The sequence below is a fragment of the Nostoc spongiaeforme FACHB-130 genome (genome assembly GCF_014698475.1).
GTDB lineage: Bacteria > Cyanobacteriota > Cyanobacteriia > Cyanobacteriales > Nostocaceae > Nostoc_B > Nostoc_B spongiaeforme.
Genome location: NZ_JACJTB010000007.1, coordinates 94,343 through 108,567 on the forward strand (window position 1 = coordinate 94,343; position 14,225 = coordinate 108,567).

Consider the following 14,225-nt stretch of genomic DNA (forward strand, 5'->3'; position numbering starts at 1 on the left):
GTTTTTAGTATATTATTTCCATCAATTGCGGCGTTTGGTATGGCGTTCGTAATCTTCAAAACGTAACTTAGCGATCGCACTCCGCGAAATAGTTCTTGCTACAATACCCTCGGCTCTACCCTTTGCACCTGCATCTAAGGCTACATTTGTTTTCGGTAAAATTCCTAAGAGAAACTCGTGAGTTTCTTTGATGCTAGTTGGTAAAGCTGTAACTTTTGCCAGTCTTGGTGTGAGTTCAAGTCTGTAATCTTTCGCTGTTGTGTTCAGTTGTTCTTCATCTAAAAACAGTTGCCCCCCATTGTCTCGCCACGCCGACAGTTGCTTGGTAGACTTGGCAAATAATGTATCAATCTCTCTGAGAACAGCAATATCAAATAGCCGCCAGCCTACTCTTTGTTCGGCAGTATATTGTTTACTCGCAGAGGTAATCTTACCACCGTAAAATTCCAGATAAACCACAGTGATACAATGCTGAGATGGCGGTAAAGAATTAGCAACATCTTTGAGTGAGTTGACTATTCCCAGTGCAGGATTACCAATCAAGTCCCCTTTGGCAAATAAAAGCTCTTCTCGACTGCCTAAAACAAAGTTCCCATCAGGTAGCAAAATTATCCGCGAGTTTGTGCCATCGACTTTTTCCGTCAAAATTACTTCACCATCAAAAATGATGGTTTCTTCCAACAATGCGCCTTTGTCTCCCAGTGCGTGATAAGTGGGAATGCTGGGATATTTAGTCATAGAGTTGAGTTTATCGAGGTCACAACTCCGTAATGAAAAATCGTCACTCATAGAATAATTGTATTATGTAAAATACAATTGTAATATATTGGTTAGGCGATCGCACTTAACGTCAACAATAGGATAAGCGATAATTTCTCGGAGTTTGCCCCATCCATGTTAGTTAGTAATGTTGGTGCGCCTGGGTGATTTGATGAGTGTCGAGCGATCGCTTGTGAAATACTGGAATAAATGAAGCGTTGATTAATGGTGGGGGAATTACTTGCGATCGCTTTATAACATCAGCTAATTATGGTAATCTCTGTCTTTCTGCAATTCTTTCTTCGTTATTTATTTGCAATAAATGAACAGTAGTACGTCCTACATCCGTCAATCCCATATTAGTTAGTTCTGAAAAACTGAAATGTTCAGACCACTGTTGAGTACGAGGATTAAATAAAAAACTGAAAACACCTGTTTGTGGATCAAAAGAGCCTAAATCAGTACCTTTGTGACGATTACAACGCCAGCAAGTAAGTGCTAAGTTTTCTACATCTGTTTTACCACCATGCTTTTCAGCAATAATATGGTCAATTTCATGGGGGAATAACGCTACTTTAGTCGGTAGCAAGCAATACTCACACTTGTGATTAGCTCGTTCTTCGACTAAACGACGCAGCGCAACTGGAATATAGCTTAAACTCACGATGGACTGTCTAAATAAGCTAAATTACCCGTTTTAATCATGACCATCAAATGCTCAATCTTCTCGTACTCATCTAGTTCTTTTAATTCCACAGGTGTGAGTTCCCCAGCCTTAGAGCGTGTTACCAAAGTACGTAATCGCTCTTGCATTTGTGGTGTCGGTTGAAATTGAGCAATTTGTTCGGCTGTGGGATTGCTGGCTAGAAAGTCGAGAATATATCGATAAATTTCTGCGGGTATTGCTGGTTGTTGCAAACTTAAAGCCAGTAACTCCGGTAAGCGATCGCCAACTTGTGCTAGTTGTTGAGATAATTCTTCTGATACTTCTAGGGTAATTTTTGGCATATAGCAGTTGGCTGATTAGTTTGGATTAGAATCTTGAAAATTAATGTTATCAATCAAATTACTAACCCATGCTTGAGATGAAATAGTTTCTTTTACAAAACGGTTTGGTTTGGCTTTTTGGTAATCAAATTCGTATTCAGCCAAAAGTCCGTCATCAGAATTATGGGATTTTTCAAAAGGTATTCTACTCATAATCTTATGATGTTATTTAAACTGAAGCCATTTCAGGGGTTTGATCAGGAGATAAGCGTTCAAAATAAAGCACCATCATTTGTTCTGGACGTAAACCAACAGATTCGTAAACAAGTCCATCACGATCACTAAATTCAACTTCAAATGCTGCACCATCCGCCAACACTTCTACTACTGTACCAACTTGTCCTCGACACAGGCTGTATTCTGGAAGGTCAACTGTTAGGGCAACTACATCAAATAACTGAAATGAATTGTTGGTCATGGTTTTACCTCATAATATTAAAGAGGATAACAGGTTGTTAGCTTGGGAATATTAGACTCATTCTCAATAATCCAGCCACTACGAATTAATGCGCTCCTACCTTTCCATTCAAGTGAAAAGTCTAAAGTATATCGCTGTCCGAATTCATCACATCGTCCTAATTGGACTTCATGAGTTTTAACAACTTCTAGAATAATTTGACGCAACTCTTCAGCATCATCAGCCGTTATACTCAAAATTGAGGAAAATAGTCTAGCTTTGTGTTTCCCTGTACTATGTTCAGTATTGAGGCAGTAATCACGAAGCTTGCGAATATCAACTACCGCATTTTCGGCGTTTGGAAGTGTGTTTAATTTGCTAGTTTTTCTGTCTTTGATTCCTTGTTTTATTTTGAATAGCGTAGCTAGAACATCAATGCTGAGATTGCGTATAACCTCTTCTTGTGAATCATTACAGTCATAAACTACATAAGTCCATACACCTGGATTACCAGCTTCTGCACTCTCACCTTCATAAAAGGTAATTGTACTATCATCTTCACACTCATAATTGGCTGAATATATGTCATCCCAGTCTAAATTTGAACTATTTCGTACATTTTGAATAACATCAAGTATGCCATCAATATGATGAGATTGAGTTTCAATTTGTACTAGACGTTTTCCACTCCAAATATAGTTGTGTATCTCAAGAGACATTAGCAGTTTTATCTTTGAGGTTAATTGCTAGATTCAAAATTAGACTGATATCACTTGTCGTACTTCTATTGGTTCACCAGTCAAGCTAAAAGCGCGAACTTCGGTGATTTTTACTTTTACCAATTGCCCTTTGAGTTCATTAATATCGCCGGTAAAAAATGTCAGACGATTTCCGCCTGTGCGTCCCATGACTTGGGTTGGATCTTTGGGGTTTTGGTCTTCGACTAATACTTCCTCGATGCGACCAAAATAACGCTGCGATCGCTCGGCTGCTTTAACGTTCACTAAATGATTTAATCTTTGTAGGCGATCGCTTTTCACCTCTTCACTCAGTTGATTTTCCCACAATGCCGCAGGTGTTCCGGGACGTGGAGAATAGGCGGCTGTGTTTAATTGGTCAAAACCAATATCTTCCACCAATTTCAAGGTATTCTCAAACTGTGCTTCTGTCTCACCAGGGAAACCAACAATTGCATCTGCACTAATTGACGCATCCGGCATATACTTGCGAATTGTATCAATGATGCGGCGATATTTTTCTTGGGTGTAACCCCGTGACATCGCTTTTAAGACATCGTTATCCCCAGACTGAAACGGAATATGGAAGTGTTCGCATACCTTGGGTAACTCTGCACAAGCTTTGATTAATCTTTCCGTGAAATAACGGGGGTGGCTGGTAGCAAATCTTAAGCGTTCAACTCCCGGCACATCATGAACGTAATAAAGCAAATCTGTAAATGTGTGCAGATGTCGTCCTTCTGGTGTTACTCCTGGTAAATCTCTACCGTAAGCGTCAATATTTTGACCGAGTAAAGTTACTTCTCTGTAACCTTGTCTGCCTAATTCTTCCATTTCGGCGCGGATGGCTTCGGGGGTGCGGGACTGTTCTACACCACGCACGTTCGGAACTACGCAATAAGTACAGCGTTCGTTACAACCGTAAATCACATTCACCCAGGCGGTAACTTTGCTATCCCGGCGCGGTTGGGTGATGTCTTCCATAATATGCACTGGTTCAGTGGCGACAACTTGATTACCGCCAAAAACTGATTCCAGCAAATCTTTCAGGCGGTTGGCATGTTGTGGCCCCATAACCAAATCTAATTCTGGGACACGACGTAGCAGTGCTTCGCCTTCTTGTTGAGCGACGCAACCAGCAACGACTAAAGTTAAATCTGGTTGTTCGTGTTTGCGCTTGGCTTGTCTGCCGAGGTAAGAGTATACCTTTTGTTCGGCGTTGTCTCGAATGGTGCAGGTATTGTAGAGAATTACATCTGCATTATTGGGATCTTCGGAAAACTCAAAGCCCATGTCTTCTAAAATGCCAGCCATGCGCTCTGAGTCGGCTTTATTCATTTGGCAACCGAAGGTAGTAATGTGATAGCGGCGTTTAGAAGTGGTCATGGGAATTGTGCTTAATTAGCGTGATTAAATATGCTTGGTTTATATCTCTATTCTATTAAAGTATAGAAAAGACTAACTGATGGAGGAGGCGATCGCTTTATATGGTTCAAGAAGCTGTATCATCAGAAAACCTAGCTCCCGCACCAGACATCAGCCACATCGTTATTCAAGATGATACCCCTGTGGATAACTTTCGCTCGGAAAAACAACAGCGTTTGTTAACCGAAGTTTTATACACCTGTTGGAATCATCCCACAGGTTCCGGAAGATTTATTGTAGCTGCTAATGTGGGAGTTTTCTAGTGAAACGGTATGACTCTCCTTGTCTACCTTGTCTCCCATTCCCACTCCCAATTCCCTATTCCCCCCGCCCCCAACTGTGGCACAATAAAGAACTGTAATAAAAAAAATTATTAAGGTAATTTAGTGACTCCAACTGCTCAATCCACGGCAAGTGCGCGTCGCGTGGTATTTCCATTTACGGCAATTGTGGGCCAGGAAGAAATGAAACTGGCGCTGCTGTTGAACGTGATTGATCCCAAAATCGGTGGTGTCATGATTATGGGCGATCGCGGTACCGGCAAGACAACTACTATCCGGGCGTTAGCGGATTTGTTGCCAGAAATCCCTGTAGTTGCTAATGACCCCTTCAATAGTCACCCCAGCGACCCCGACTTGATGAGCGATGAAGTCCGCCAAACAGTAGCACAAGGTGGGGAAGTTCCTGTAGACCATAGAAAGGTGCAAATGGTAGACCTGCCTTTGGGCGCTACAGAAGACCGGGTATGCGGTACTATCGACATCGAAAAAGCTTTGTCTGAGGGTGTAAAAGCTTTTGAACCAGGACTGTTGGCAAAAGCTAACCGAGGCATTCTTTACGTGGATGAGGTCAACTTGCTAGATGACCACCTCGTAGACGTATTACTCGACTCTGCTGCTAGTGGCTGGAACACTGTAGAACGGGAAGGTATTTCCATCCGTCACCCAGCGCGGTTTGTGCTTGTCGGTTCGGGAAACCCGGAAGAAGGCGAATTACGTCCCCAGTTACTCGACCGTTTTGGAATGCACGCCGAAATTCACACGGTGAAAGAACCAGCTCTGCGAGTGCAAATTGTCGAACAACGCTCGGAATTTGACCAAAACCCGCCAGCATTCTTGGCACAGCATAAAACTGAGCAAGAAGCCCTACAACAAAAAGTAGTCAATGCTCAAACTCTGTTACCAGAAGTCAAAATTGACTATGATTTGCGGGTGAAAATTTCCGAAGTTTGTTCAGAGTTAGATGTGGATGGCTTGCGGGGTGATATTGTTACCAACCGTGCAGCCAAAGCATTAACCGCCTTTGAAGGACGTACCGAAGTCACCCTTGATGATATCCGTCGCGTGATTACTTTGTGTCTGCGTCACAGATTGCGGAAAGATCCTCTAGAATCGATTGATTCTGGCTACAAAGTCGAAAAAGCTTTTGCTCGCGTTTTTGGTGTAGAGTTGCCAGAAGAAGATTCTGCAAAGAAAAACGGCACTGGACAAATTAAAACGGGTGTGCGCTAGTTTTCCCCGAAAATAAAAAGTAGGGGCGCGTAGCACCGCGCCCTGAAATTTATTTGCTTGATTGAGTATGAGATTTTGGCGCTTTTGCTTCAACAGTGTATTTTTGTCTAGTCAATACGAACCAGCCCGATTTATCGAGTTTGTCATGCTAGTGCTGACGTTATTACTGCTCGGTATTTGGGGGTTTACCCAAGAATTACCTTATATGCTCCTGTGCTTGAGTTATGCCATTGGAGCAGCTATATCTATGTTAGTCCGAGAAGCGATCGCACCCTCACCAGAAGCCCAAGTTTCTCGCTTCACCGCCTTATTATTACTGTTAATCAGCCTCTACGGTTTCTTTGATTTTCTCTAAAATTTTAAGCTGTTATACCAATTCACAATTCGCAATTCGCAATTCGCAATTAAGAAACTTAGATACAGCAAAACTTTTAGGGTTTACATCTGTATCAAGTTTTGCGTGAAATGGTATTACACATTTAAATTGCATAACTAGGGCGGGCAAGATGCCCACCCCACAAGTATCAATACATTTTCCGCATCAGCCTTACTCCAAACCTCTTTTATCCTCCTTGTCTCCCTTCTAAAAAATGTGATGCTTCTTCGATTGGAAGTTTTTCATAACAAACTCCAATAGAATTCACATCAGGCGTACAATTTAAACAATGATTTGTAAAACTGTGTTAAACAAATTGCTTGACTAAACTGATAAATTTGGCGCAAATATTTAAAAATTTAGCAAAATTCTTGCTTGACAAAAGTATTATTATCTTTACTTCCAGTAATCTTGATTTTTCAAATAGAGTCGTAGATTCGGCTCTATATACTTATTGATTTTTGTTAATTTATACCAGTATTTAAGTATTTTATCTTACCTGTAACTTGCTCTCAGTAGCAATCCAGTCAATTGAGGAAAGATTTTATTCATGACTCAGCGTTCTACCAAGAAACCCATTATTAATATTGTGAATACCGAAGTTGACCCTACTCTAACCAGGGTTAGTAATTTTAATCGTCATAGCGTCAACAGTCCCAATTCTTACGGTCGTCTTCAGTCACTGTTGCCTTGGAGTTTAAAATCGAAAGTTACTGGTTGGGCGATCGCACTCAGCATATTACCAGTTTTAGGTATCGGTGCAGCCAGCTACCTTGGCAGCCATTCAATTACACAACAAATTCAGCAAACAAATTCAGCCAGTTCCGTAGATTTAGCTATAGCAGAAACTAGACTCCAGCAATATCAAACATCTTTATTATGGAAAACTGGGATAATTGCTCTCATATCAGGTGCGATCGCATATTTGCTTTCTCAGCGTCTCACAAAACCAGTTCTATCGGCGGCGGAAATTTCCACAGTCTTAGTCAATAGATTAAGTCGTCGAGCAGAAATAGAAACACAAACTGATATTCCAGAACAAGATGAATTATTTGCACTCAAAGCCAACATTAACCAGCTACAACTCCAGTTACCCGCCTTACTCTCTAAACAAGAAACGGAAACCGAACGTTCTCAGTTGTTAATTAACCTGACTCGTCGAATGCAGGAAGCACTTTCCCAAGAAGACTTGCTCAGAACTACAGTGGAAGAAGTGCGAAAAGCTTTGCGAATTGATCGTGTGGTGATTTTTCACTTTGATTCTAATTGGAATGGCACATTTTTAGAAGAATCAGCCGCACCTGGTTTACCCAAAATATTATGGGCGACTGTTACCGATCCTTGCTTTCAGGAAAGATACATCGAACAGTACCGTCAAGGAAGAGTCCGCGCCATCAATAATATTTACCAAGCTAACCTGACAGATTGTCACATTGGTTTGTTAGAAAGATTTGGCATTAAAGCCAACTTAGTTGCACCCATCCTCAAAAATCATCAACTATTTGGCTTGCTTATTGGTCATCAATGTTCTGCACCGCGATTTTGGCAACAGGCTGAAGTCGATTTATTTGCTCAAGTCGCTACCCAACTGGGATTTGCCCTTGACCATACCAGACTGATAGAACAAATAGACAAAAGAGCCGACCAAGCCCATTTAGTAATTAATATTACCCGCCAAATTCGGCAATCGCTGAATGAGGAAGATGTACTGAAAACCACCGTTGAAGAAATTCGTAAAGCCCTGAGTACAGACCGAGTAATGGTTTATGGTTTTGATGCCGACTGGTACGGGACAGTGATTGCGGAAGCTGTAGTTCCTGGTTTCCCGAAAGCCTTGCGTGCCAAAATTAAAGACCCTTGCTTTGCCGAAGGTTATGTAGAGCAGTACAGAACAGGTCGAGTCCAGGCAATTAATGATATTGACAACGCAGGTTTGAGTGCTTGTCACATCAGCCAGTTAGAACCTTTTGCAGTCAAAGCCAATTTAGTTGCACCCATACTCAAAGATGACAAGTTATTCGGCTTATTGATTGCCCATCATTGTGCTGCACCGCGAGAATGGCAACAAACCGAGATTGATTTAGTCACACAGTTAGCGATGCAGGTGGGATTTGCCCTTGACCATGCCAGATTGCTCCAACGCATCGATGCTGAAGGGGTACGCACGCAGCTAATGGTAGATATTACTCGCAAAATCCGTCAATCACTCAACGAAGAAGATGTATTAAAAACTACTGTTGAAGAAATTCGCAAAGCCATGAGTACAGACCGGGTAATGGTTTATGGTTTTGATGCGGACTGGTACGGCACAGTGATTGCGGAAGCTGTAGTTCCCGGTTTTCCGAAAGCCTTGCGTGCCAAAATAAAAGACCCTTGTTTTGCTGAAGGTTATGTAGAGCAATACAGAGCAGGTCGAGTCAAGGCAATTAATGATATTTACAAAGCCGATTTGAGTGCTTGTCACATTAGCCAACTAGAGCCTTTTGCTGTCAAAGCCAATTTAGTTGCACCGATACTCAAAGATGACCAATTATTTGGCTTATTAATTGCCCATCAATGTGCTGCGCCGCGAGATTGGCAACAGCCAGAAATTGATTTGTTTGCTCAGTTAGCGATGCAGGTGGGATTTGCTCTTGACCATGCAAGGTTGTTAGAGCAAGTAGAGCAAGCATATCAATCTGTAGAATCTGCTTTGCAACAGCAAAATCTGCGTCAAGGAGCATTGCAAGCCCAAGTATGTCAGTTATTGCAAGAGCAGCAAACTGTGGTGGATATTCTTTCTTGTCAGGTAATTAGTCAGATGGATGCTGTGACCAATGCGAATCAGCAAACTCAGGCCTTAGCTAGTGGGATGCCAGAAATTTTGCGCTGTGTGCAAGAAATATTTAGTGAAATTTACTTGGTTAATACTGAAGTGATAGGGTTAATGGGTTTAGGAGAGCAAGAAGCGATCGCATCTCTTCACCCAGCACTCAACCAAATTACCACCAAAAGTCAGCAAATAAATCTACTACTGCAAAAACTAATGCAAACTACTATTAATCAAGTAGAAATTGCTACATTTGTTAATCAATCTCTGCGTGAAGTTGCTACTACTTCTCAGCAGACATCTACAAAAACAGTTAACTTAGCTAAGGATTTAACTAAGTTAACTGCGATCGCTCAAGAATGGACAGAAAAAAATGTATAAGGCAATACGGTTCAGATAAGAAAACCAACAAATAAGTAGTTGGACAAAATTAAATTCATTCGTAGTGATAGGGAACAGGGAACAGGAAAAAGAAAAAATGTGTGTAATTAATTTTGTCTGGATACTTAATAACTCAGCAAAAAACGCAAGAATGATTTTGGAGGGGGTTTGGGGGACGGTTGCGTCCCCCAATCGGGGGCTTGGGGGAGCCACTGCGTTGGGGAGACAGCGCCGTGGGCGGGTTTCCCGACTTGAGGCGACTGTCGTCGGCTTTGCCGACTTGAAGCATGTGGCGTTGAGAATCCCCCAAATCTTACTCATTGTCTGATATTTAGATCAAAAATTGAGCAATCAACTCTCATCACTTTAACTGAACCGTATTGATGTATAAGGGTGTGAGGCGGAAACTTATAACTTCTAAACCCTCACACCCTTATACCCAGTCTTAACTCGCTGAAAAAACTACAAGCTAGGTGGCAAAATCACATTGTCAATGGCATGAATTACACCATTACTACCTTGAATATCTGGCTGAGTAACTTTACCATCATTGACTACTACCCCATTTTCATCAACTTTCACTGCAATGGGATCTCCTTGCAGACTGGTAACTTGACCAGACTTCAAATCAGAAGACAAGACTTTGCCTGGTACAACGTGGTAAGTTAATATCTTCACCAGCACTTCTTTGTTTTCTGGCTTTAACAAGTCGTTTAAAGCATCTTGGGGTAACTTAGCAAAGGCCGCATCGGTTGGAGCAAAAATGGTGAAAGGCCCTGCACCTTGTAAAGTATCTATCAATCCAGCCGCTTTCAAAGCTGCGGTCAGGGTTTTAAAAGAATTGCTCGATTCCGCCAATGCTACAACGGTTTTCTTAGAATCGCTAGTTTCGTTAGTGGAAGTTGGCGCTGGTGTTTCGGTAGCTGGTACTTCTGTTGCAGGAGGTTGATCTGGTGTTGCTGCTGGTGGTGTGACGGGGGCTGCTTCAGTCCGACTACCACGGTTATAAGGAGGCTCATCAAAAATGCTGGGGCGGGGATTTAGCCCTCTGTTTGGGGTTTTTTGAGCAACTACAGTTCTGGTACGAGTGTTGTTTTTATCTGTGGCGATCGCAGGCTGAACAGGTGTATAACTAGCATTTGCCTGTATCCGTTGACTGCGATTGTAAGGAGCTTCGCTAAAAATGCTGGGGCTAGGGTTTAGTACTTCTTTAGCTTGTGATGGTAAAGTAACAAGGAAACTCATCCCTGCTAATCCTGCCACACTTGCTATATTCGTCAATAACTTGCTGTAATTCCCCTTCATAAATTTTGTTTGTTTTGATTTATCACAGTTTACATAAAGACTTATATCACTTTGCCACCCAAAAAATCTAACCTGAAAAGGAAGATTTTTAAGATAAATTTCATTTTTTGTACTATTAAACTGTGAGCAAATAAATATATTAATAGCAGAAGTGGCAAATTTGCAAATCATTCAGGAACAATTAGAGATATTTCACTTCTATAAGAGGTCGGGATCTGATACAGAATAACTTATCTAATTTAGAAAAATAGCTCACTCCAAAAAATATTGACCAGAATAATTTAAAATTACCTCAAAATCTATTAGCCAAAATTACCGCATATAGCCATATTTCCGGGATAGATTTTATTTTAACTTGCCAAATTTTCGAGAAGTGAAGATAAAATTAGAGAGTTATTTTCTCACTCAGTAATCAGGGATATAATATGCTGGAATTATACCAATGGGAACTGTCGCAATACTCAGAAAAAGTGAGGTTAATTCTCGATTACAAAGGTTTAGAATACCGGAAAATTGAGGTCACACCAGGTATTGGACAAATAGAATTATTTCGGCTGACTGGTCAAAGGCAAGTGCCAGTATTAAAGGATGGTAATCGATATATTGTTGATTCTACAGAAATAGCTAAGTATGTAGACGCAAAATATCCAGAACGCCCACTCATACCACAAAATCCCAAGCAAAAAGCTTTAACTTTATTAATTGAAGAATGGGCAGATGAATCAATCGGGATTAAAGGTAGAAAAGCTCTTTTTGCTGCGATTAGTCAGGATCAAAATTTTCGCAAATCCTTATTACCCACATCCACACCAGACATATTCCGGAGTTTAGTTGAAGGCGTACCCAGCGATATTTTGACTGTCTTGGGTTTGGGTGTAGGATATAGCCCAGATGTGGTGAAAGGGGCGATCGCTGATTTAAAACAAGACCTAGAAGCACTAACTTTATTATTGACAGATAGTCCTTATCTCACAGGCGATGAACCAACTTTAGCTGACTTAGCCGTGGCTGGGTTATCAATATTATTGAAGTTTCCCGAAGGCGCTTATCTAGATTTACCAGCTAGTTTAAGAGGTCAAGGCGTGCCAAGCATAGCAAATAACCCCGATTATCAATTATTCTTTGAATGGCGCGATCGCCTTTATGCTCAATTTCGTAAGCCATTAATCGGCGCTTCTCCCGCAGGTTCAGCACCAACTTCGATTCAAATTGATTAATTAGGGAGTGGGGAGTAGGGAGTGGGGAGAAAATGACAAATGACCAATGACCAATGACCATTAACCAATGACAAATGACAAATTGGTAAAACCATTAGGTTCGGTAATCCAAGGCTCACTAACTGGTGGATTAGAAGTAAGACTACACCCGGATATTTCTGTAGAAGATATGCGGGTGGGTAAGTTTTTAGTTGTCCAAGGGATGCGATCGCGGTTTTTCTGTATGCTGACAGATGTATCCCTCGGCACAGCTAACGCCCGGATTATTGCTAATCCGCCCAGTTGGGAAGATACTTTTTTACGAGATGTCTTAGCCGGAAGCGGTACTTATGGAACCATCGCCTTAGCGCCGATGTTGATGTTTACCCCCGAATCTAATGAGTCTTTTTCTTCCACTAACGGCAAATCTGCAAATCCTTTTGTCCCATCAACTACGGGTTTGGCTTCATTTCAACCCCAAACTAGTACAACGATGGAATTACTTCCAGTCAAAACTATTCCCAGTCACTTTAGTCAGGTTTTCGACGCGAGTGAAGAAGATTTTCGCCGCGTCTTTGGTTGGGAAGATGATATCCAAAGAAAGAATTTTGCCATTGGTAAACCATTAGATATGGATGTACCTGTGTGCATCGATTTAAATCGATTTGTTGAACGCAGTAACGGCGTTTTTGGGAAATCTGGTACAGGTAAATCCTTTCTCACCCGCTTGCTGTTGGCTGGTGTGATTCGCAAAAACGCGGCGGTAAACTTGATTTTTGATATGCACTCAGAATATGGTTGGGAAGCCGTCGCCGAAGGTAAAAATGTCAATACTGTTAAAGGGTTAAAGCAATTATTTCCGGGGAAAGTGGAAGTTTACACCCTTGATCCTGAATCAACCAAGCGGCGGGGTGTGCGCGATTCTCAAGAACTATATCTCAGTTATGAACAAATCGAAGTTGAAGATATTAAATTATGTAGCCGCGATTTAGGACTGTCAGAAGCCGCATTAGATAACGCCAACATCCTCTATAGCGAATTCAACAAAGCTTGGATTGTGCAACTGCTGAACATGACGAACGAAGAAATCGAAATGTTCTGTGAAGAAAAGCGGGGACACAAAGGCTCGATTATGGCTTTGCAACGCAAACTCTTGCGCCTAGACGGTTTGAAGTATATGCGGGCAGTTTGCCCCCAAAACTACATTAATAAAATCTTACAATCTCTAGAGGCTGGCAAGAATGTCGTGGTAGAATTTGGTTCCCAGTCAAATATGCTCTCTTATATGTTGGTGACAAATATGATCACCAGACGTATACATGAGCATTATGTCCGCAAAGCTGATAAATTCTTGCAAAGCAAAAACCCCAACGATCGCCCCACACCTTTGATGATTACCATTGAAGAAGCGCATCGTTTTCTTGACCCGGCCATTGTCCAAAGTACTATCTTCGGCACGATCGCGCGGGAACTGCGAAAATATTTCGTAACGTTGCTAGTAGTTGATCAACGACCGTCAGGGATAGATAATGAAGTTATGTCCCAGATTGGTACTCGAATCACAGCCTTACTCAATGACGAAAAAGACATCGATGCCATTTTTACGGGTGTATCTGGCGCAGGTGGACTGCGATCGGTACTGGCGAAATTAGACTCCAAACAACAAGCCTTGATTTTAGGTCATGCCGTTCCCATGCCAGTAGTTGTGCGTACTCGTCCTTACGATGCTACTTTCTATGCCGAAATCGGCGATCCGGCTTGGGAGGAAAAGCCAGACGCAGAAGTATTCGCCGCAGCAGAACTAGCTAAAGCTGATTTGGGATTTTAAATTGTCCTTTGTCATTTGTCCTTTGCTCAAGATGATTCTGAACCAATGACCAATGACCCATTCGTAACATCCCTCCAAAAATATGCCCAGAGAGTTCGGTTTTCTCCCTAACGATAGGCAACATGAGAGGGGATTTTGCCGTCAGTATAGGTATAGTAAGCACTCTAAGGAAGTTTAAATTTTTTTGTAATTAACTACTTTTGGATTATAGTTTTCTCCTTCTGTAGACTACTTTACTATCCGCCTGATTTGTCCTAAGATAAAAGCAAGTAAAACTCATAACGACTTCGGATTTACCAGTAGCCGATCGCAACTGAAGATAAAGAAGAATTCTTGAAAACAACCCAATGTGCTTTTAAAAAGACCTAACAATTTAGGAAGGGTAGGGGGAACCTATCTCAAACACTCATCTTCTGGAATCTCAAGTAAGTGAACTGAATTATTCTTATATAGC

The 14,225-nt window shown here is 41.6% G+C and carries 15 protein-coding genes; 6 read left to right on the forward strand and 9 right to left on the reverse strand.

The genetic code is table 11. The annotated features are described in order from the left end of the window. Nucleotides 1-21: 21 nt before the first annotated feature. The 7 genes from H6G74_RS08695 to miaB all read right to left on the reverse strand — a co-directional run bounded on the left by H6G74_RS08695 (nt 22) and on the right by miaB (nt 4,326). Nucleotides 22-789, reverse strand: coding sequence for an RNA ligase family protein (locus H6G74_RS08695; protein WP_190967286.1), 768 nt, complete (start codon nt 787-789; stop codon nt 22-24). Between the two features lie 238 nt (nt 790-1,027). Beyond that, the gene (locus H6G74_RS08700; RefSeq protein WP_190967287.1) at nt 1,028-1,423 is read right to left on the reverse strand and encodes an HNH endonuclease; all 396 of its coding nucleotides are present in this window, start codon (nt 1,421-1,423) and stop codon (nt 1,028-1,030) included. Then, nucleotides 1,420-1,767, reverse strand: a complete 348-nt coding sequence (locus H6G74_RS08705) for a hypothetical protein (protein WP_190967288.1) — start codon at nt 1,765-1,767, stop codon at nt 1,420-1,422. Before H6G74_RS08705 ends, H6G74_RS08700 begins: the two co-directional genes overlap by 4 nt. A gap of 15 nt (nt 1,768-1,782) precedes the next feature. Beyond that, complete coding sequence (locus H6G74_RS08710; protein ID WP_190967347.1) at nt 1,783-1,959, reverse strand: hypothetical protein; 177 nt, start codon at nt 1,957-1,959, stop codon at nt 1,783-1,785. Nucleotides 1,960-1,975: 16 nt separating this feature from the next. Then, complete coding sequence (locus tag H6G74_RS08715; RefSeq protein WP_190967289.1) at nt 1,976-2,224, reverse strand: DUF4926 domain-containing protein; 249 nt, start codon at nt 2,222-2,224, stop codon at nt 1,976-1,978. Between the two features lie 17 nt (nt 2,225-2,241). After that, entirely contained in the window at nt 2,242-2,922 is a 681-nt protein-coding gene (locus H6G74_RS31105) for a DUF6883 domain-containing protein (protein ID WP_242051186.1), read from the reverse strand. Nucleotides 2,923-2,961: 39 nt separating this feature from the next. Further along, a complete protein-coding gene (gene miaB, locus H6G74_RS08730; RefSeq protein WP_190967290.1) occupies nt 2,962-4,326 on the reverse strand; it encodes a tRNA (N6-isopentenyl adenosine(37)-C2)-methylthiotransferase MiaB in 1,365 nt (454 codons plus the stop codon). 101 nt (nt 4,327-4,427) lie between these two features. On the opposite strand from miaB, the gene H6G74_RS08735 reads away from it, so the two are divergent. From H6G74_RS08735 to H6G74_RS08750, 4 genes are all read left to right on the forward strand, one after another. Next, nucleotides 4,428-4,628: a hypothetical protein gene (locus H6G74_RS08735; protein ID WP_199340942.1), complete on the forward strand. Its 201-nt coding sequence runs from the start codon at nt 4,428-4,430 to the stop codon at nt 4,626-4,628. A 123-nt stretch (nt 4,629-4,751) separates the two neighbouring features. Then, nucleotides 4,752-5,876: a magnesium chelatase ATPase subunit I gene (gene bchI, locus H6G74_RS08740; protein WP_190967291.1), complete on the forward strand. Its 1,125-nt coding sequence runs from the start codon at nt 4,752-4,754 to the stop codon at nt 5,874-5,876. 67 nt (nt 5,877-5,943) lie between these two features. Continuing rightward, entirely contained in the window at nt 5,944-6,231 is a 288-nt protein-coding gene (locus H6G74_RS08745; RefSeq protein ID WP_190967292.1) for a hypothetical protein, read from the forward strand. Between the two features lie 571 nt (nt 6,232-6,802). Further along, on the forward strand, nt 6,803-9,442 hold the full coding sequence (locus H6G74_RS08750; protein WP_190967293.1) for a GAF domain-containing protein: 2,640 nt from the start codon (nt 6,803-6,805) through the stop codon (nt 9,440-9,442). Between the two features lie 133 nt (nt 9,443-9,575). On the opposite strand, the gene H6G74_RS08755 is transcribed toward H6G74_RS08750, so the two are convergent. Both H6G74_RS08755 and H6G74_RS08760 read right to left on the reverse strand, forming a co-directional pair. After that, nucleotides 9,576-9,752: a hypothetical protein gene (locus tag H6G74_RS08755; RefSeq protein ID WP_190967294.1), complete on the reverse strand. Its 177-nt coding sequence runs from the start codon at nt 9,750-9,752 to the stop codon at nt 9,576-9,578. A 152-nt stretch (nt 9,753-9,904) separates the two neighbouring features. Next, a complete protein-coding gene (locus H6G74_RS08760) occupies nt 9,905-10,747 on the reverse strand; it encodes a fasciclin domain-containing protein (protein ID WP_190967295.1) in 843 nt (280 codons plus the stop codon). A gap of 425 nt (nt 10,748-11,172) precedes the next feature. Here H6G74_RS08760 and H6G74_RS08765 point away from each other — a divergent pair, with 425 nt between their 5' ends. Further along, a complete protein-coding gene (locus H6G74_RS08765; RefSeq protein ID WP_190967296.1) occupies nt 11,173-11,964 on the forward strand; it encodes a glutathione S-transferase family protein in 792 nt (263 codons plus the stop codon). 67 nt (nt 11,965-12,031) lie between these two features. Then, complete coding sequence (locus H6G74_RS08770; protein WP_190967297.1) at nt 12,032-13,771, forward strand: helicase HerA domain-containing protein; 1,740 nt, start codon at nt 12,032-12,034, stop codon at nt 13,769-13,771. Nucleotides 13,772-14,225 lie beyond the last annotated feature (454 nt).